Raw genomic sequence first — 20,076 nt, 5'->3', positions numbered from 1 at the left:
GGGAATGATGCCTTAGACGGTCATCGGGTTGGGTTTGGCGGGATCAAGGTTGTACTTCTTGAGCGCCTCGGCGACGACCTTGCGTTCGATCGTGCCTTCATCTGCCAGTGCATTCAACGCGGCAACCGTGACCCAGTAGCGGTCGACTTCAAAGAAGTGACGCAGCTTTTCACGTGTGTCCGAACGGCCGTAGCCATCCGTACCCAGCACGACGAACTTCTGCGGCACGAACGCGCGGATCTGTTCGGTCAGCGCGCGCACGTAGTCGGTCGATGCGATGACCGGACCTTGCGCATCCTTCAGCAGCTTTTCGACGTGCGAGACCTTCTTCTCATCGCTCGGGTGCAGCAGGTTCCAGCGCTGAACTTCGTGACCTTCGCGAGCCAGTTCGGTGAAGCTCGGTACGCTCCACAGGTCGGCAGCGACGCCCCAGTCGTTCTTCAGCAGGTCGGCAGCGGCGATCACTTCGTTGAAGATCGTGCCGGCACCCATCAGCTGAACGCGCGGCGCCTTCTTATCAGCATCGGCCTTCCTGAACGAGTACATACCCTTGATGATGTCGGCCGCTACGGACTCGCCCTGCGGAATTGCCGGGTGCTCGTAGTTCTCGTTCATCACCGTGACGTAGTAGTACACGTCTTCCTGGTCGGCCACCATGCGGCGCAGACCGTCTTGCATGATGACGGCAAGTTCGTAACCGAAGGTCGGGTCATAGCTGATGCAGTTCGGCACCGATGCCGCCCACAGCAGCGAATGGCCGTCTTCGTGTTGCAGACCTTCGCCGTTCAGCGTCGTGCGGCCAGCCGTACCGCCCAGCAGGAAGCCGCGCGAACGCATGTCGCCCGCAGCCCATGCCAGGTCACCGATACGCTGGAAGCCAAACATCGAGTAGAAGATGTAGAACGGGATCATGATCTCGCCGTGCGTCGAGTACGACGTCGCGGCTGCGATCCAGTCACACATACCACCGGCTTCGTTAATCCCTTCCTGCAGGATCTGGCCGGTTTCCGATTCGCGGTAGAACATCAGCTGGTCGGAGTCTTCCGGCACATACTTCTGGCCTTCCTGATTCCAGATACCGATCTGGCGGAACAGGCCTTCCATACCGAAGGTACGCGACTCGTCCGGCACGATCGGCACGATGCGTTTGCCGAGCGCCTTGTCCTTCAGCAGGATGTTCAGTATCCGCACGAACGCCATCGTCGTGGAGATCTCGCGGCCTTCGCCCGTACCCTTCAATAGCGGCTCGAATGCCGAAAGTTCCGGGACCGGCAGCGGCTCGGCCTTCTGACGGCGCGCCGGCAGATAGCCGCCGAGGTCCTGACGGCGAGCGCGCATGTACTCGAGTTCTTTCGAACCTTCTTCGAACTTGAGATACGGCACGTTGACGAGGTCTTCGTCGGAGATCGGCAGACGGAACTGGTCGCGGAATTTCTTCAGCTGATCCACGTGCAGTTTCTTCTGCTGGTGGGTGATGTTCATCGCCTGGCCCGCTTCGCCCATGCCGTAGCCCTTGATCGTCTTCGCGAGAATGACGGTGGGCTGGCCTTGCGAATTCGACGCTTCCTGGAATGCTGCGTAGATCTTGTGCGGATCGTGACCGCCGCGGTTCAGATTCCAGATGTCCTCGTCGGACCATTCGGCGACCAGCGCCTTCAGTTCCGGCGTGTTGAAGAAGTGTTCGCGAACAAACGCGCCCGACTCCGACTTGTACGTCTGGTATTCGCCGTCGACGACTTCCATCATCCGGCGCATCAACGCGCCCGATTTGTCGCGTTGGAACAGCGCATCCCAGCGGCTGCCCCAGATAACCTTGATGACGTTCCAGCCGGCGCCGCGGAATTCGCTTTCGAGTTCCTGGATGATCTTGCCGTTGCCGCGTACCGGGCCGTCGAGACGCTGCAGGTTGCAGTTAATCACGAACACCAGGTTGTCGAGGCGTTCGCGGCCGGCCATGCCAATCGCGCCGAGCGATTCCGGTTCATCGGTTTCGCCGTCGCCGAGGAAGGCCCAGACCTTGCGACCGGTCGTCTTCGCGATGCCGCGCGCCTGCATGTACTTCATGAAGCGCGCCTGATAGATCGCCATGATCGGGCCGAGGCCCATCGAGACGGTCGGGAATTGCCAGAAATCCGGCATCAGCCACGGATGCGGATACGACGAGATGCCCTCGCCGCCCACTTCCTGACGGAAATTGTCGAGCTGGTTTTCGGTCAGACGGCCGAGCAGGAACGCGCGCGAGTACACACCCGGCGACGAATGGCCCTGCACGAACACGAGATCGCCGCCATGTTCAGCCGACGGTGCGTGCCAGAAATGGTTATAGCCGACGTCGTACAGCGTGGCAGCCGACGCGAACGAAGCGATGTGACCGCCGACGTTCGTGTCCTTGCCCGCGCGCAGCACCATGGCAATGGCGTTCCAGCGCGTGTACGAACGGATGCGGTGTTCGAGATCCTGGTCGCCGGGAATCGGCGCCTGACGCGACACGGGAATCGTGTTGATGTACGGGGTGTTAGCGGAGAACGGCAGATGTTCGCCGTGTACACGGGCGAATTCGATCTGTTTCTCGATCAGATAGTGGGCGCGATCGGGGCCCACAGCAGAAATCACGCCATCCAGCGCTTCCAGCCATTCGCCGGTTTCCTGGGGATCGTCGTCTTTCTCGGCGGCGACATATTTCATGACTTCGTCGGGTACAGCGGACATGCTCGTCTCCTGGATATAGAGGAACGCTCTTTTGAACAGACGACGCGGACGAAGCACGGCCGCGGCAGCTTCGGCCGATTGTAAAAGGGGTCCCGACGTCCGCGCAACAAAATTTTCGAATTACGAGATTGGTTCTCATAATGCGAAAAATTGCTGCGGCGCAACCTGATTTGACTGTCGATCGACGGATACGTCGGCTAGTTTGCGCCGATTAACGGTACTTTCAGTGCTTTTTTGCGCCATTTGCTAGTGACTCGCTGCGCTACAATGCCACGCATGTTGACCGAACGGCTTTTCGCTCGCTCGGCGCGCACCGCCGGTTCGCCGGCGGATTCGACGCCGTCCTCCCGCTGGCACCACGGACCGTGGTGGTCGAACTCCTATTTGCTTACGCCGCTGTTGTCGATCCTGGTTTTCCTGGTCGTCATGAGCCTGATTTTGTGGAGTCTGAACCGGCGCGAACAGCAGCAGCAGGAAGACACGCTCTACCGTAACGTCGCGTGGGCGCAGCAGCAGATCCGCCTGTCCATGACCGGCGCGCAGGAACAGATTCAGGCCCTCGCCCGCGATCTCGTCGCCGGCCACGCCGATCCGCATTCATTCCAGGTGTCCACCACGGACATCATGCAGGGGCATCCCGAGATCCTCTATATGAACTGGTACACGAGCCAGCAGCAGCCGCGCTGGCCCAATACCGCCTTGCCCGTGTTCGGCCAGCGCCTTGCCAAGCCGAACGACGCCCAGATGGACGATGCCGTCAAAGCCGCGTTCAACGAGGCGCGCAATACGCGCCGCCAGGTGTACTCGCCACTGATCTACGACGACGTCGGCAACGGCTACATTACGTTGCAAACGCCGGTCTATCGCGACCGCGACTTCCTCGGCACGATTGCCGCCGTGTTCTCGGTAGAAGGGATACTGAAGCACGACATTCCGCCCGAATTGTCGGCCAAATACAAAATCTCGATCATCGACGTGAACAATCGCGAGTTGACCACCACGTCGACCCGCCCGCGCCTGCCGCGCGACATGTTCTACGATCTGCCGCTCGACCCGCCAGGCCAGGGCGTCTCGGTACGCGTCTACGCGTTCCCGCAGATGACCAACTTCACCAACAACACACTGGTCTGGCTGGTGGCCGGCCTGTCGTGCTTCGTGTTGTGGAGTCTGTGGAGCTTGTGGAAACACACGCGGCAACGCTTCGAAGCGCAACAGGCGCTTTACGCCGAAGCGTTCTTCCGGCGCGCGATGGAAAACTCGGTGCTGATCGGCATGCGCGTGCTTGACATGCACGGCCGCATCACTCACGTCAATCCGGCGTTTTGCCGCATGACCGGCTGGGACGAAAGCGATCTGGTCGGCAAGAACGCGCCGTTCGCCTACTGGCCACGCGACGCTTACCCAGAGATGCAACGCCAGCTCGATATGACGCTGCGCGGCAAGGCGCCCTCTTCCGGCTTCGAATTGCGGGTGCGCCGCAAGGACGGTTCGCTGTTCCACGCGCGTCTCTATGTGTCGCCGCTGATCGACAGCTCGGGGCGCCAGACCGGCTGGATGTCGTCGATGACTGACATCACCGAACCGAAACGCGCGCGCGAAGAACTCGCCGCTGCACACGAGCGCTTCACGACCGTGCTCGAAAGTCTGGACGCCGCTGTCTCCGTGCTGGCCGCCGACGAAGCCGAACTGCTGTTCGCCAACCGCTACTACCGTCACCTCTTCGGCATTCGCCCGGACGGCCATCTGGAATTGGCAGGCGGCGGGTTCGATAGCGCACAGGCGTCGTCCGATTCGATCGATATGGTGGATACCTACGCGGGCCTGCCCGCCGCCGCCTTGACCGAAAGCACAGCCGATGCGCAGGAAATCTACGTCCAGAGCATCCAGAAATGGTTCGAAGTGCGCCGCCAGTACATTCAGTGGGTGGACGGCCACCTCGCGCAGATGCAGATCGCGACCGACATCACCACCCGCAAGCAGGCTCAGGAACTTTCGCGCCAACAGGACGAGAAGCTGCAGTTCACCAGCCGCCTGATGACGATGGGCGAAATGGCCTCATCCCTCGCGCACGAACTGAACCAGCCGCTCGCCGCGATCAATAACTATTGCTCAGGAACCGTAGCACTGGTTAAATCCGGTCGGACGACGCCTGACAATCTTCTGCCCGTGCTCGAGAAAACCGCCCAACAGGCGGTGCGAGCCGGCATGATCATCAAGCGCATTCGCGAATTCGTGAAACGCAGCGAGCCGAAACGCCAGGCCACGCGCGTGGCCGATATCGTGGCCGATGCCGTGGGTCTCGCCGAACTCGAAGCGCGCAAGCGCAAGATTCGCATCGTGACCGATCTGCGCTCGCGCCTGCCGGTGATCTATGTCGACCCGGTGCTGATCGAGCAGGTGCTGGTGAACCTGCTGAAGAACGGTGCCGAAGCGATGCACGATGCGCGCCCGAATGCCGTCGACCCCGTGATTCGCGTGGTCGTCCGGCTGGAAGGCGGGTTTGTCTGCATCAGTGTTGTCGACCAGGGACCGGGCGTCGACGAAGCGACAGCCGAGCGGCTGTTCGAACCGTTTTACAGCACCAAGTCCGATGGTATGGGCATGGGGCTGAACATTTGCCGTTCGATTATCGAATCGCACCGCGGCCGTCTGTGGGTGGTCAACAACGTCGAATCTGACGGCCACATCACAGGCGCCACGTTCCATTGCAGTCTGCCTATTGGAGAGCCCGACGGCCCGAGCAACGGCGGGTCAGAGGCGCCGACACCACAAACCGTTACGGGAGAGCTATGAACAGCCCAGTCACCACACAGGAAACTGTCTTTGTCGTCGACGACGATGAGGCCGTACGAGATTCGCTGCGCTGGCTGCTGGAGGCGAACGGCTACCGCGTGCAATGCTTCTCCAGCGCCGAGCAGTTCATCGACGCATGGCAGCCGCATACGCATCCGGGCCAGATCGCGTGTCTGATTCTCGATGTGCGGATGTCCGGAATGAGCGGGCTCGAGTTGCAGGAACGCCTGATCGCCGACAACGCCTCGCTGCCGATCATCTTCGTGACGGGTCACGGCGATGTGCCGATGGCCGTGTCGACGATGAAAAAAGGCGCCATGGACTTCATCGAAAAACCATTCGACGAAGCCGAACTGCGCAAGCTTGTCGAGCGCATGCTCGACAAGGCGCGCAGCGAAAGCACCAGCGTGCAGCAACAGCGCGCCGCTGCGGAGCGCCTAGGCAAGCTGACCGCGCGTGAGCATCAGGTGCTTGAGCGCATTATTGCCGGCCGCCTGAACAAGCAGATCGCCGACGACCTCGGCATCAGCATCAAGACGGTTGAAGCGCACCGCGCGAACATCATGGAAAAGCTCAACGTCAACACGGTCGCCGATCTGCTGCGCCTCGCGTTGTCGAACAAACCGCAACCGGCGCAATAAACCGATAAGCATAGCGACCGCGGCACAGGCCGGGGTCGTGACTGTGTGCGGTGTCAACGGCCGGGCTGTCGAACAGTCCGGCCTGCCTCATCTACTTCTCCTCTCTTCCCCCGCTTCGCAACAACGACGGGCGGCATGGCTCAACACGCCCGCATCCACGTTCGCATCCGTTAATCATTACGCATTACTCAGCATGCGCTTACGTCGCGCGGCAATAATTTCTTTCCTCCGGCAAGATTGACAAGCTTCGCTGCGCCCCTTAATTTACACAGAACTCCTCAACAGGAACCGTTGATGCCCGATGAAACGCATGACAGGTGTGCTGCCGTTTTCGTGTGTGCGTCGCAAGGCGATGCAAAGCAGTTACCGTGGTTCAACCGCATTGCTGGGGGATCTGTTCTATCGAACGGCTCAAGCAAAACTGAGCCGGCCTTTACTCGCTTCCTTCTCCATTCCTTTGCGCCGAAGCAACGCAGCATGCGCTGCGCATTGACTTCGCGCGTCTAACGCACCCGGGAGGATTTCATCGTGAAACGATCCGGAACACACCGTTCGCGTGTGTTGCTTGTTTGCGCCGCACTTGCGGGCGCGCCACTCTTCGCCGGTCTGGCCATGCCAGGCGCAGTCTATGCGCAAAGTGCCGCGAAGATGTCGACCCAGCAACTCGATTCGCTGACTGCACCCATCGCGCTCTATCCCGATGCCCTGCTCGCGCAGGTGCTGATGGCCGCCACTTTCCCTCAAGACGTGCAGGTCGCAGCCGCATGGTCGAAAGCGAACTCGAAGCTGCAAGGCGACGACGCCGTGAAGGCAGTCGCATCCGAACCGTGGGATCCCAGCGTGCAATCGCTGGTCGCCTTCCCGCAGGTCCTCGCGACGATGGCGTCGAAACCCGACTGGGTCTCGCAACTCGGCACCGCCTTTCTCGGTCAGCCGAATGACGTGATGGACTCTGTGCAGCGCTTGCGCAAACAGGCGCAAGCGGCAGGCAATCTGAAGACGAGTTCGCAACAGAAAGTCGTGGTCGAGCAAAGCACGATTCAGATCGTGCCGGCCAATCCGCAAGTGGTGTACGTGCCGACGTATAACCCGACTGTCGTCTACGGCACATGGCCCTATCCCGCCTACCCGCCCGTGTATGTCCCGCCGCCGCCCGGTTATGCAATCGCGTCCGGTTTGGCTGCAGGCCTTGCGTTCGGCGCCGGCGTCGCCGTTGCCAATTCGCTGTGGGGTGGCTTCAACTGGAACACACATGACGTCAACATCAACGTGAACCGGTACAACAACATCAATGTGAACAACCGGCTCAACGTGAACAGCAGCACGACGAACTGGAACCGCAACACCAACGTTAATCGCAACGTCAACAATGCGAATCTCAACCGCAACGTCAACAACAACCTCGGCGGTGCGCAACGCGATGCCTACCGCGGACGTGACGACGCCGCCCGCGCCCAGGCGCAGCAGACCTTGCAGAATCGTACCGGCCAGAATCTGAGTGGCAACGCGAGCCAGCGCGTGCAGGGGATTCACCAGGGCGGCACCGCGAACACCGATCTGCAAAACCGCGCGCAGAACGCCAATCGCGATAACGCGTTGCGCGGCGCCGGCGACGGCAACAGCGCGCGGCAGGACACGCAGCGTGGCGAGGCGAGCCGCAACGCAGCCGCGAACCGTTCCGGCAGCGGTGGCTTCGGCGCCAACGGTGGCGGCCAGCAACGCACGGGCGGCGGTCTCGGTGCAAACGGCGGCGGCATCCAGCGCGGCGGTGGTGGCGGCCGACTGGGCGGTGGCGGCGGTGGTGAGCGCCACCTCGGCCGCAACCGTTGAACGATCAAGAGGAGTCTCTGATGATTCGCTTATTTCCACGGGGCGCCTTACGCGTCCGCGCACTGACATTCGCCCTCGCCCTTGGCACGATGGGTACCCTGCTGGTGGCGCCGGCACTGCTGCTCGGCACGACCGCCGCACACGCGCAGGCGGTCTATCCGAGTGCTGACGACGCCGCCAGTGCGTTCGTCGACGCGTTGGCCCGCAACGACGAAAACGCGCTCAAGCACGTGCTCGGCAACGATTTTCATCGCTTCATTCCTTCCGAAGGAATCGGCGAGGACGACATCTACCAGTTCCTCGGCGCATGGTCGAAAGGACATCAGATCGTCGAAGACCCTGTGAAGAGCAAGGGCCGCGCAACCGCGCATCTGGCGGTCGGCGACAGCGGCTGGACCTTGCCGATTCCGCTCGTGCAGGCCGCGCATGGCTGGCGCTTCGATCCACCCGCCGCGCAGGACGAGATGCTGACACGCCGCATCGGCCGCAACGAACACGCAGCGATCCTGACCTCGCTCGCCTATCTCGACGCGCAAAACGACTATCACAACCTGACCCAGCACTACGCACAGCGCTTCGTCAGTACGCCGGGCCAGCATGACGGGCTGTATTGGACAACGGCGCCCGGCGAAACGGAAAGCCCGCTCGGACCGCTCGCCGCCACCATGCCCAACGGCACGCTGCCGAAAGAGGCTTACCACGGCTATCACTACCGGATCCTGACGGCGCAGGGTTCGCACGCAAAGGGTGGCGCACAGAACTACGTGGAGAACGGCGAGATGACCAAAGGGTTCGGTCTGATCGCCTCGCCGGCCGAATACGGCAAGACCGGCGTGATGAGCTTTATCGTCAATCAGGATGGTCAGGTCTATCAGAAGAACCTCGGGCCGCAAAGCGCGCGCGCCGCGGCGGCCATTAAGTCGTTCGACCCCGACGATAGCTGGCAGCCGGTGCAACAGTAAAGCGGCGGGCGTCGCTCGACGGCCGCGGCGGCGCACAAGCCGCCCGCGGCCGATCTGTTTTTAGATCTGTGCCGGTGTCCAACACCGGTATTCATGGCAACGTCCGCGCGACACGCACGCCTGCCGACCACACCAGGCAGCCGCCGCGAGTGCGGATCCGCCCCCGAAGGCATCGCGAATCCGCGGCGCTCCCACGCGCCTGGAATCCGTACGTGGTGCGTCATGCCGGGCCGGTATAATGTCGGACTTTGCAGCGCCGCTTATCCCCGATTCGCTCCGCGCGCTTTTCATGTGCCGACCCGTTTTCGGTGAAAAGCGCCATCGCACGTGCCGCACATGCCATATATGCGCGCCTGCGCCCTGCTCCGCTTTCCAAACTGCCCATCTCGACCGACCATGACTGCCAAACTGATCGACGGCCTAGCCCTTTCCAAGACCCTGCGCGCCGACGTCGCCACGCGCGCCGCCGCCCTCACCGCCCGTGGACATCAGCCGGGCCTCGCCGTGGTGCTGGTCGGCGACAATCCTGCCAGCGAAGTCTATGTGCGCAATAAGGTCAAAGCGTGCAATGACAACGGCCTCGGTTCGTCGTTCGATCGCTATCCGGCCGATCTGCCGGAAGCCGAACTGCTGGCTCGCATCGACGAACTGAACCGCGATCCGCGCATCCACGGCATTCTGGTGCAACTGCCGCTGCCGCCGCATATCGACAGCCACAAGGTGATCGAGGCCATCGCGCCGGAAAAGGACGTCGACGGCTTTCACGTTGCCAATGCCGGTGCGCTGATGACCGGCCGGCCGCTGTTCCGTCCGTGCACGCCATACGGCGTGATGAAGATGCTGGCGGCCTACGAGATTCCGCTGCAAGGCGCGAATGCCGTGGTGATCGGCCGCTCGAACATCGTGGGCAAGCCGATGGCGCTGCTGCTGCTCGAAGCCGGCGCAACCGTCACGATCTGCCATAGCAAGACGCGCGATCTGGCCGCTCATACGCGTAACGCCGACGTGGTGGTCGCCGCCACCGGCCTGCGCAACATTCTCACGGCGGACATGGTGAAGCCGGGCGCTGCCGTGATCGACGTCGGCATGAATCGCGACGAAGCCGGCAAGCTGTGCGGCGATGTCGATTTCGCGGGCGTCAAGGAAGTGGCGGGCTATATCACGCCGGTGCCGGGCGGCGTCGGCCCCATGACCATCACGATGCTGCTCGTCAACACGATCGAAGCAGCCGAGCGCGAAGCGGCGGCACAGGCATAAATCCGCAACGGCGGCTCGCGTAAAGAGCCAACTCCGATCGCTCCACGTTGACGGCGAACCCCACCCTCAACGTGCGGCCTGATCCCCTGCCGCGATGCCCGCGCCATGCGGCGTCTGCCGACGCGCAAGGCGCCCGCGGCACCATTTCAGCACCGGTCGCTCCACGAAGTGCCACGACAGCGCCGCGCATAGCAGGATGAATGGCGCGGCGATCAGCACCGCCGTCACATGGCTCAACCGCGGCGCGATATTCGCGACGCATTGCTGCACCATGAAACCGTACAGATAAATCCCATACGAGTAATCGTGGCGCGGCACGAAGCGCCGCAAAAGCGGCGTTGAACCCACCCACAGCACGCCGTAAGCAAAAGCCAGATAGAACAGCGGTTGAGCACCAGCCGTGTCGCGGAACACCAGAAACACCATCGCCAGCGCGAGAGCCGTCAGACCGTTGATGTCGATCCGCTCGCGCCATCCGTACAGCAGCATCCCTAGCATGAAAAACGGCTCCGGCCAGAACGAATAGCCGCCGGGCGTTTCGCTGAAGTCGCGCAGCCCGATTTGCAGATGCGGCAGATGCACGCGCAGAACGAACGCGGCGCATCCGAGCGCCACCGCCAGCACGATGCCGCGCGTGCTGGACAACAGCCCCAGCATGCCGGTCACCATCACGATCAGATAGCAGCGCACTTCGAGCGGCAGCGTCCACAGCGGCGCGCAGACGTCGACCGGAAAGCGGTTGTGCTCGAATACACCAGGCAGCGCCCAGCCGATTTTCAGTACGATGGTGGAGAAATTGTCGAGGTTGCCCCACGTCATGCCAGAGGCGAAATAGTCGCGCAGCGGCAGTGTCGTGAACAGCGGCCCGAGGATGAACACGGTCACCAGCGAGCCCCCAGCCACCGCCGGCCACAGGCGCGCGATGCGCAACGCGGCAAAACGCGGCACCGAACGTTGCCGGTCGAAACTGGCGGTCACCAGCATGCCGCTCAGCAAAAAAAACGCGTAGACGCCAAGCGCGCCGAAACCGTCGAAGCCAAGCGCGTTCTGGACCCAATCCGTCGCGCCGTCGGGTGCTTGCAGCAGATACGAATGGCCATACACCACGGCAACGGCGGCCAAGAGCCGCACGAGGTCGAAATTGTTGCCCTTGCGCGATAAAGCGTGCGAAAGCGGGTTCATCGATACCTCTTACAGAAAGCGTCGCTGACCGGTAGCGACACGTCAGAATGCGGCATGGCAACAATTCGAACCGTTCGCTTTCGCACAGAGCGCAGCGGCATGGCGGGCGCGGCATGGTGGCGCATTCCCGCCGCCCGAACCGCGTACGCCATGCGCTCTCCGCGCACAGGCGCGCGACATCTGATAATTTGTCTGCCGACGGATTGGAATCGGCGCGCCCTGCCCCAATAATGTCCATATGGAGTGTTATCGGGGCGCCATCGCGCGCGCCCGTCGATGCACCGATTACCCGTTCACCCGCGTCAGACAGGAAGCCTTATGTCCACTACCCCCTCGAATCAAGACAATCCGCTCCTCGATTTCTCCGACCTGCCGCGCTTTGGCGAGATCCGCCCCGAACACGTCACCCCCGCCCTCGATGTCCTGCTCGCCGATGCCGCCGCCGCCGTCGAGCGCGCCGCCCAACCCATTACGCCCGCTTCGTGGTCCGACGTGGTCGAGCCGGTCGAGCGCGCCACCGAACCGCTGTCGCGCGCCTGGAGCGTGGTGGGCCATCTGAACGCCGTGGCGGATACGCCGGAACTGCGCGCCGTGTATGGCGAGAATCTGCCGCGCGTCACCGAATTCTGGTCGAGCGTCGGCCAGAATCTCGCGCTCTATGAGAAGTACAAGACGCTTCACGCCAGCAGCGATTTTTCGTCGCTGACCGGCGAGCGCAAGAAGATTCTCGGCAATGCGCTGCGCGATTTCCGACTGTCAGGCGCGGAACTGCCGGAAGACCAGAAGCCGCATTTCGCCGAATTGCAGGAACGCCAGGCGGGATTGTCCAAAGCGTTTTCGGATCACGTGCTCGATGCGACGAACGCGTATGCGTATGTTGTCGAGGCCGGCGATGAAGCACAACTGGCCGGCCTGCCTGAGGACGTGATCGAAGCCGCGAAGGAAGCGGCCGAACGCGAAGGCAAGACCGGCTACAAGTTCACGCTGCACTTTCCCTCGTATTTCCCGGTGATGCAGTACTCGGAAAATCGCGCGATGCGCGAAACGATGTACCGCGCGTATGTAACGCGCGCCTCCGAACTCGGGCCGCAATACGGCGGCGGCAAGCCCGAGTGGGACAACACTCAGGTGCTCGCCGATCAGTTGAAGCTGCGCGCGGAAGAAGCGCACATGCTCGGCTACAACAACTTCGCCGAAGTCTCGCTCGCACCGAAGATGGCCGAGTCGCCGGCACAAGTGATGAGCTTCCTCGAAGACCTCGCCACGCGCGCGCGTCCGCACGCCGAACAGGACTGGAAGGAGCTGCGCGAATTTGCCGCGAACGAACTCGGCATGACCGACCTGCAGCCATGGGACATGACGTTTGCCGCTGAACGTTTGCGCCAGAACCGCTATTCGTTCTCCGAGAACGAAGTCAAACAGTACTTCCCGGAAGACGTCGTGTTCAAGGGGCTCTTCAAGGTCACCGAAACGCTGTTCGGCGTGCGCATCCGTCGCGATGAAGCGGCCGTGTGGCATCCGGACGTGCGCTTTTTCCGCGTCGAGAATCAGGACGGCGGACTCGTCGCGCAGTTCTATCTCGACCTGTATGCACGCGAAGGCAAACGCGGCGGCGCCTGGATGGACGACGCCCGCGGCCGTCACAAACATACGCACGGTAGCGTGCAAACGCCGGTCGCGTATCTGACCTGCAACTTCTCGGCGCCGGTGGGCGGCAAACCCGCCTGCTTCACGCATGATGAAGTGATCACGCTATTCCACGAGTTCGGTCACGGGCTGCATCACATGCTGACGCGTGTCGATGAACTCGGCGTGTCGGGCATCAACGGCGTCGAGTGGGACGCCGTTGAATTGCCGTCGCAATTCATGGAGAACTTCTGCTGGGAATGGGACGTGTTGAGCGACATGACCTCGCACGTCGACACCGCCAAGCCATTGCCGCGTGATCTGTTCGACAAGATGCTCGCCGCGAAGAACTTCCAGAGCGGTCTCGGCACGTTGCGCCAGATCGTCTTCTCGATGTTCGACATGCAACTGCACACCGATTTCGATGCGTCCGGCACAAAGAACGCGACCGAACTCGCGAGCGAGATCAACGAGCGCTTCCATGTGATTCCGCAAGCTTCGTTCTCGCGTTGGCCGAATACGTTCAGCCATATTTTCGCGGGCGGTTATGCGGCAGGTTACTACAGCTACAAGTGGGCTGAAGTGCTGTCCGCCGATGCGTATGCCGCGTTCGAAGAAGCTGCACAAGCCGCGAGCGGCAGCGTGCTCGATCAGGCGACCGGCATGCGTTATCGCAAGGAGATTCTGGAAGTGGGCGGCAGCCGTCCCGCGATGGAATCGTTCAAGGCATTCCGCGGCCGCGAGCCGAATATCGATGCGCTGCTGCGCCACAATGGCATGACGCCTGCCGCCGCGCATTGATCTTGCGTTGAAGCATCAGTTGGCGTTGCAGGTCACGCCAGCGTCGACAAAAAAACCGGTGACTTGCGTGAGCAAGCACCGGTTTTTTCCATTTACGCGTCAGTACGCTGCGCGCGCCGGCTAACCGCGATGCAGTTTGAAATCCACCTGCGCAGGACGCCCGTCCAGCGACAACGCCGCACGCGCAGCAGGCGCGCGGCTCACCACCTTGCCGCGACTGACCACCGCGAGCCGTGCGGCGCGCAAGCGAATTGCCTCGACCGGATCGCGCGCGTCGAGCAGCACGAGGTTGGCGGCGCTTCCCGGCGCGATGCCATAGCCCTCCAGACCGAGAATACGCGCGGCGTTCACCGTGACCGCGTCGAAACAGGCATGCATGCCGTCGACGCCCGTCATCTGCGCAACATGCAAACCCATGTGTGCGACTTCGAGCATGTCGCCCGAGCCAAGGCTGTACCACGGGTCCATCACACAGTCGTGGCCGAACGCGACATTGATGCCCGCGGCCATCATCTCCGGCACGCGCGTCATGCCACGCCGTTTCGGATACGTGTCGCTGCGGCCTTGCAGCGTGATGTTGATCAGCGGATTGGCGATCGCGGCGACACCCGACTCGCGCATCAGCGGCAAGAGCTTGCTGACGTAGTAGTTGTCCATCGAATGCATCGAGGTGAGATGCGAACCGGTGACGCGCCCATGCAAGCCCAGCCGGTGCGTTTCGGCAGCGAGCGTTTCGATATGGCGCGACATCGGATCGTCCGATTCGTCGCAATGCATATCGACGCGCAAGCCCTGCTCTGCCGCGAACTCGCACAACATGCGCACGGACAGCGCGCCATCGGCCATCGTGCGTTCGAAATGCGGAATCCCGCCGACCACGTCGACGCCCATCGCAATCGCGCGCTTGAGATTCTCGAATGCGCCTGCGCTACGCAAGACGCCGTCCTGCGGAAACGCAACCAGCTGCAAGTCGAGATACGGTGCAACGCGGCGCTTCACTTCGACCAGCGCCTCGACCGCGAGCAAGCGCGGATCGCACACATCCACGTGGCTGCGAATCGCCAGCAGTCCGCGCGCGACAGCCCAGTCGCAGTAATGCAACGCACGCTCGACCAGGGCTTCCTGCGTGAGGTCCGGCTTCAGTTCGCCCCACAGCGCGATGCCTTCCAGCAAGGTGCCCGACGCGTTCACGCGCGGCAGACCATACGATAGCGTCGCGTCCATGTGGAAATGCGGATCGACGAATGGCGGCGTGACGAGCGAACCGACGGCGTCGATTTCTTCGCGCGCGCTCGCGGCCAGATTCGGTTCGACGGCGACGATGCGCCCCGCTTCGATGCCGATGTCGACCGGCTGCTTTTGCTGCGGCGCGGCGCTCGGCGGCAGCATCGCGTGGCGGATGATCAGATCCATGATTCGCTCCTGTTGACCGCTCTTTGACTAATGGTGATTCTATCGGCGTCAGAAACCAAGTGCCGCGTTTTAACAGGATGCCGTACCGGTGGGCAGAGGGAAATCCGTACCGGCTCCAGGCAACGGCGCGCGCCTATACTCGACCTTCCACATGTTCGACGCCTGGGGGTTCCGCACTGACGTTGGCATCCTCCTTCGGCGCACAACGGGTGCCTGCCTCATCCACCCACGGAGCAAGACCATGAAAACCATCGGCGTGATCGGCGGGATGAGTTGGGAGTCGTCCACCGAGTACTACAAGCTCCTGAACCGGCACGCCAAGGCGCGTCTGGGCGGCCATCACAATGCGCGCAGCCTGATGCTGACGGTCGACTTCGCACCGATCGAGGCCAACCAGCGTGCCGGCGACTGGACCGCGCTCGGCAAACAGCTAGCCGATGCCGCATGCCAACTCGAGCGAGGCGGTGCCGACCTGGTGATACTGGCGACCAACACGATGCACCGCGTGTATGAATCGATTGAACAGGCGATCGACGTGCCCTTCCTGCACATCGCCGATCCGACCGGCAACGCGCTGCGCGCCGCAGGAATCGAACGGGTGGGCTTGCTGGGTACACGCTATACGATGGAGCAGACGTTCTACACGGGACGCTTACGCGAGCGCTACGGCCTCGAGACACTGATTCCCGACGAAGCCGAACGCGCGGATGTGCACCGCATCATCTACGACGAGCTGTGCCACGGCAAAGTGAATGACGCCTCGCGTGCGGTGTATCAACGTGTGATGGAAGGGCTCGCTGCGCGCGGTGCGCAGGCGGTGATTCTCGGTTGCACGGAAATCACCTTGCTGATCAAGCCGGAGGATTCGGCGTTACCCGTGTTCGACACGACTGCGTTGCATGCGCAGGCGGCAGTGGAATGGGCGATCGAGTCGGACTGAATGCAAGCTCGCCTCATGCATGTATGAGGCGAGCATGAGGAGACGTTGGAAGTTAAAAAGCCCGCGTAGCTTGCGCTAGCGGGCTTTCAACAATACTTGGTTGCGGGGGTAGGATTTGAACCTACGACCTTCGGGTTATGAGCCCGACGAGCTGCCAGACTGCTCCACCCCGCGTCAGAGAAAAAGATTATAGCGGGCTGTCAGCCAGACGTCAAACAATCGGATGAAATAGTTTCAAACGAGGCGCGCCGCGCGTGTCCACGCTCATGCAGCACGTGAGCGTGCAACTCAAAGATCTTCGACCGTAGCGCCTTCTACTTTGCCGTCGATGATGTCCGCGCCGTACTGGCTCGCGCTGCGTTTCGCGACGCCGAAATCGGAGAACGTGGCCGGCAGCACGAGACGAAATACGCGGCTTGCCTTCGAGCCGCCGATCGCACCCGGCCGGCAGACGCGTACCGCAACGTCGTACCCTTCGGCATGACGCTTGTGACCGTCGAACTTGTCGAACTCCCGCGAAAACACCAGCGGATGCACTTCGAAGTCCTTATAAAGGGCTGGATAAAGTTGGGCCATGGTGCATCCTTGATGCGTGTAAATGTGATCCCACTATACGCTGCGGCATGAAGGGATCGGGCTTTTATTTTTCACGGCCGCCGGGGCAATTTTCACCGTCGCCCGTCTCGCGCGATAAGATGCGGGACTATCAGAATTAACCCGATCCTGACAATCCGATTTTGGGTCGCCAGACGGGTAGATAAAGCAAAGACGCGGGGTCAGCGCCCCACCAAGCCTTGCTCAGCAAGAATGTGAGAACTTCATGAAAATCGCCACCTGGAACGTTAACTCCCTCAAAGTTCGCTTGCAGCATGTCATCGATTGGCTCGAAACGAGCCATACGGATGTGCTGTGCCTGCAGGAACTGAAGCTGACCGACGACAAGTTCCCCCGCGCCGAACTCGAAGAGAAAGGCTACAGGAGCTGGTTCGCGGGCCAGAAGACCTATAACGGCGTCGGCATCCTGGTGCGCGAAGGCCTGAACGTCGACGAAAGCACTATCGTGCGCAATATCCCCGGCTTCGAAGACCCGCAGCAACGGGTGATCGCCGCGACCGTCGAAGGCGTGCGCATCATCTCCGCGTACTTCCCGAACGGCCAGGCGCCGGGCACCGACAAATTCGCCTACAAGCTGCGCTGGCTCGCCGCACTGCACGACTGGATCGCGAGCGAAATGGTGCTGTATCCGAAACTCGCGCTGCTCGGCGACTACAACATCGCGCCGGAAGATCGCGACGTACACGATCCGAAAGCATGGGAAGGCCAGAATCTTGTGTCGCCCGAAGAGCGTACCGAATTCGTGCGACTGATTGAACTCGGTCTTGTCGATGCGTTTCGCAAGTTTGAGCAACCGGAGAAGATCTACTCGTGGTGGGACTACCGGATGATGGCGTTCCGCCGCAATGCGGGGCTGCGCATCGACCATATTCTGCTGTCGAAAGAGCTTGCTGAAGCGTGCTCGTCCTGCGATGTGGACAAAGTGCCGCGCAAGTTGGAACAGCCGTCTGACCATGCACCGGTCGTCGCACAGATCGACTGAACGCGCCGCAAGCGAGGCCTCACGCTGGACGACAGTCCGCCTGTTTCAAAAGGCATACGCCGCCCCGTTCAAACAGCACCACAGAAATTCGAACACCATCGCGTCATGCTCGGCCTGCTCCAGTTCATCGGAGCCGCCGTGACCCCCTTCCGTGTTCTCGCGATACCAGACCCTTTCCGCGCCCAGCGCCTGCATGCGCGCCGCCATCTTGCGCGCGTGTCCGGGATGCACGCGGTCGTCGGCCGTCGACGTGGTGAACAGTACGGGCGGATACGCCACGTCCGCGCTCACGCGGTGATAAGGCGAGTAAGCGGCCAGCACGCGCGCTTCGTCGGGTTCGTCCGGATCGCCGTATTCATCGATCCATGACGCGCCCGCGTGCAGCAGGTGATAGCGGCTCATGTCGAGCAACGGCACCTCGCACACCACGGCGCCGAACAACTCGGGCCGCTGCACCATGCACGCCGCGACCAGCAGGCCGCCATTGCTACCGCCCTGAATGCCGAGTTGCGCCGCGCTGGTTACGCCTGTGCTGATAAGCGCCTCGGCCACCGCGATGAAATCGTCGAACGAGCGCTGTCGATGCTCGCCCTGCGCCGCCGTATGCCACGCCGTGCCGAACTCGCCGCCGCCGCGAATATGCGCCACCACATACACACCCCCCCGCTCCAGCCAGCCGATGCCCTGCCCGGTCAGATAACCCGGCAGCAACGGAATCGCGAAGCCACCGTAACCGTTAAGCAGGCATGGGCGTGCTTGCTCGTGTGTCTGCTCGTGTGTTTGTCCATGCGTTTGCTGCCCAGGTTGCGCCGTCTGCCCTTGCCCGGCATGCGGCGCAACCCGCGGTCCGATCACGGTATACGGCACCGGTGTGCCGTCTGCGGACACCGCATGCCCACGCGTCACGGCGAACGGCGTCGCATCGAACTGAGTCGGCCAGCGGTCCAGCAACGCCCAATCGGTCAGGTCATCGCGAGCAAGATCGGTGAGCCAGTACGCAGGCGACTGCAGATAATCGTCGGTATCGACGAACACTTCGTCGTTCAGCGTCGGCTCGACGGGCGAGACGTCAGCCTGCACGTCGTCATGCGATGGAAAGAGGCGTCGATGCCAGTGCCAGGCTTGATCGGCCGCTTGCGACGGGATCCACAGCGCGGTCCTGCTCTGCACATCTTCCAGATACGACACGATCAGGTGATTGCGCGTGTGCGCCCACTCACAGACGGAGGTTTGCAATGTCGGCGTGAAAAGCGGCACCACGTCACGCTCGCCACGCAAGAACGCCGCTTCGCGGATCGCCAGCAACGAACCGCCCGGATAGCGCACCCCGTTGCAGTCCCAATCGAGGCGCGGCTCGAGCAGCAGCCAACCCTGCCAGCCGCCGACCGCGACGTGCGAAGGCACGTCGTATTGCTTCCAGGCATTGACAATATCAGCACGATTGGCCGCACCAGCACCATCTGCAGTGCCATCGGCGCTATCGAGGTAGTACGTCTGCGAATCGAAGAAATCGACACTGCTCACCACGGCATGCCGCAGCTCGATCGGATCGTAGTGTGCCTCCACGCCGATGTCGCCGAATGCCCCCTTGAAGACCACCGGCGCGTCGGCCAGCGCACTGCCCCGCGTCCAACGCCGCACTTCGCGCGGATAGCCGGAGCGCGTCAACGTCTTGCGCCCGTTGTCCCAGCCAACATAGAGCGTATCCCGATCGATCCACGAAGCCGTGTGCTTGCCGGCCTTCGCGATCACGAAACCGTCCTCGACAAAACATTGCGCGTCGATGTCGAACTCGCGCACCACGAGCGCATCCGAGCCACCCGGCGACAGCGTGATCAATGCGCGATCGCCGTCCGGATAAAGAATGTCGAGTTCGGCGCAGACCCATGGCGTGCCTTCGGCTGCACCGAGCGCGTCGAAATCGAGCAGGTTCTGCCAGACCGGCGCGCCACTGCGCCAGGCTGCCCACGTCGTACGCCGCCAGATGCCTTTGGGATTGCGTTCGTCCTGCCACAAATCGTAGGCCCAGTCCTTCCAGCGATCGGGAATAACCGGACGCTCACGCGGCAGATAAGCGTCGGTAAGCCGCTGTTTGAGCGACTCAAATTCCGCGCTGCGGCACCAAGCCGCGCGCGTGCGGTCGTTCTGCGCTTCGACCCACGCGAGCGCGTCAGGGTCGTCGAGTGCTTCGAGCGACAGAAAGGTATCGGGGGAAAGCGGCCAGGAGAAAGTAGCGGGAGAAGCGGGCATCGTCAGCTGTCGAATGAAAACAGCGTTGATTATGCCTTGCGTGAGCCCGAAGGCCTTTGATGCCACGCGCCGGAA

13 protein-coding genes and 1 tRNA gene are annotated in these 20,076 nt (G+C 62.1%); 8 read left to right on the top strand and 6 right to left on the bottom strand.

Annotated features, from left to right (window positions below; all coding sequences use genetic code 11):
- Positions 1-12: 12 nt before the first annotated feature.
- Complete coding sequence (gene aceE / locus ACUN0E_RS27140; protein ID WP_408227294.1) at positions 13-2,709, bottom strand: pyruvate dehydrogenase (acetyl-transferring), homodimeric type; 2,697 nt, start codon at positions 2,707-2,709, stop codon at positions 13-15.
- Positions 2,710-2,985: 276 nt separating this feature from the next.
- Between aceE and fixL the strand changes: the two genes are divergently transcribed.
- The 5 genes from fixL (at position 2,986) to folD (ending at position 10,192) form a co-directional block, all read left to right on the top strand.
- Complete coding sequence (gene fixL, locus ACUN0E_RS27135) at positions 2,986-5,502, top strand: oxygen sensor histidine kinase FixL (RefSeq protein ID WP_408210335.1); 2,517 nt, start codon at positions 2,986-2,988, stop codon at positions 5,500-5,502.
- Positions 5,499-6,143, top strand: a complete 645-nt coding sequence (gene fixJ, locus ACUN0E_RS27130) for an oxygen response regulator transcription factor FixJ (protein ID WP_011488992.1) — start codon at positions 5,499-5,501, stop codon at positions 6,141-6,143. The genes fixL and fixJ overlap by 4 nt, the downstream gene beginning before the upstream one ends.
- A 528-nt stretch (positions 6,144-6,671) precedes the next feature.
- Entirely contained in the window at positions 6,672-7,973 is a 1,302-nt protein-coding gene (locus ACUN0E_RS27125; protein ID WP_445568517.1) for a DUF3300 domain-containing protein, read from the top strand.
- A 20-nt stretch (positions 7,974-7,993) separates the two neighbouring features.
- Positions 7,994-8,935 carry a DUF2950 domain-containing protein gene (locus tag ACUN0E_RS27120; RefSeq protein ID WP_445568516.1) on the top strand — a complete coding sequence of 314 codons (942 nt, stop codon included), beginning with the start codon at positions 7,994-7,996 and terminating at the stop codon, positions 8,933-8,935.
- Positions 8,936-9,331: 396 nt separating this feature from the next.
- On the top strand, positions 9,332-10,192 hold the full coding sequence (folD, locus tag ACUN0E_RS27115) for a bifunctional methylenetetrahydrofolate dehydrogenase/methenyltetrahydrofolate cyclohydrolase FolD (RefSeq protein WP_408333373.1): 861 nt from the start codon (positions 9,332-9,334) through the stop codon (positions 10,190-10,192).
- Positions 10,193-10,258: 66 nt separating this feature from the next.
- Here the strand turns inward: folD and ACUN0E_RS27110 are convergent, their stop codons facing one another.
- Positions 10,259-11,374 carry an acyltransferase family protein gene (locus tag ACUN0E_RS27110; RefSeq protein WP_445568515.1) on the bottom strand — a complete coding sequence of 372 codons (1,116 nt, stop codon included), beginning with the start codon at positions 11,372-11,374 and terminating at the stop codon, positions 10,259-10,261.
- Positions 11,375-11,692: 318 nt separating this feature from the next.
- Here ACUN0E_RS27110 and ACUN0E_RS27105 point away from each other — a divergent pair, with 318 nt between their 5' ends.
- A complete protein-coding gene (locus tag ACUN0E_RS27105) occupies positions 11,693-13,801 on the top strand; it encodes a M3 family metallopeptidase (RefSeq protein ID WP_445568514.1) in 2,109 nt (702 codons plus the stop codon).
- A 120-nt stretch (positions 13,802-13,921) separates the two neighbouring features.
- Here the strand turns inward: ACUN0E_RS27105 and ACUN0E_RS27100 are convergent, their stop codons facing one another.
- Positions 13,922-15,214, bottom strand: a complete 1,293-nt coding sequence (locus tag ACUN0E_RS27100; RefSeq protein WP_445568513.1) for an amidohydrolase family protein — start codon at positions 15,212-15,214, stop codon at positions 13,922-13,924.
- A gap of 241 nt (positions 15,215-15,455) precedes the next feature.
- On the opposite strand from ACUN0E_RS27100, the gene ACUN0E_RS27095 reads away from it, so the two are divergent.
- The gene (locus tag ACUN0E_RS27095; protein WP_445568512.1) at positions 15,456-16,154 is read left to right on the top strand and encodes an aspartate/glutamate racemase family protein; all 699 of its coding nucleotides are present in this window, start codon (positions 15,456-15,458) and stop codon (positions 16,152-16,154) included.
- Between the two features lie 97 nt (positions 16,155-16,251).
- Here ACUN0E_RS27095 and ACUN0E_RS27090 read toward each other — a convergent pair.
- A tRNA-Met gene (locus ACUN0E_RS27090) sits at positions 16,252-16,328 on the bottom strand.
- A gap of 114 nt (positions 16,329-16,442) precedes the next feature.
- Positions 16,443-16,730: a hypothetical protein gene (locus ACUN0E_RS27085; RefSeq protein WP_325046479.1), complete on the bottom strand. Its 288-nt coding sequence runs from the start codon at positions 16,728-16,730 to the stop codon at positions 16,443-16,445.
- A gap of 244 nt (positions 16,731-16,974) precedes the next feature.
- Between ACUN0E_RS27085 and xth the strand changes: the two genes are divergently transcribed.
- Positions 16,975-17,751 (top strand): exodeoxyribonuclease III, encoded by a 777-nt coding sequence (gene xth, locus ACUN0E_RS27080; RefSeq protein WP_408227319.1) that lies wholly within the window; start codon positions 16,975-16,977, stop codon positions 17,749-17,751.
- Positions 17,752-17,796: 45 nt separating this feature from the next.
- Here the strand turns inward: xth and ACUN0E_RS27075 are convergent, their stop codons facing one another.
- The gene (locus tag ACUN0E_RS27075) at positions 17,797-20,001 is read right to left on the bottom strand and encodes a prolyl oligopeptidase family serine peptidase (protein WP_445568511.1); all 2,205 of its coding nucleotides are present in this window, start codon (positions 19,999-20,001) and stop codon (positions 17,797-17,799) included.
- Positions 20,002-20,076 lie beyond the last annotated feature (75 nt).

The organism is Paraburkholderia sp. D1E (assembly GCF_052682275.1).
This window is presented reverse-complemented; position numbering and strand designations above follow the sequence as displayed.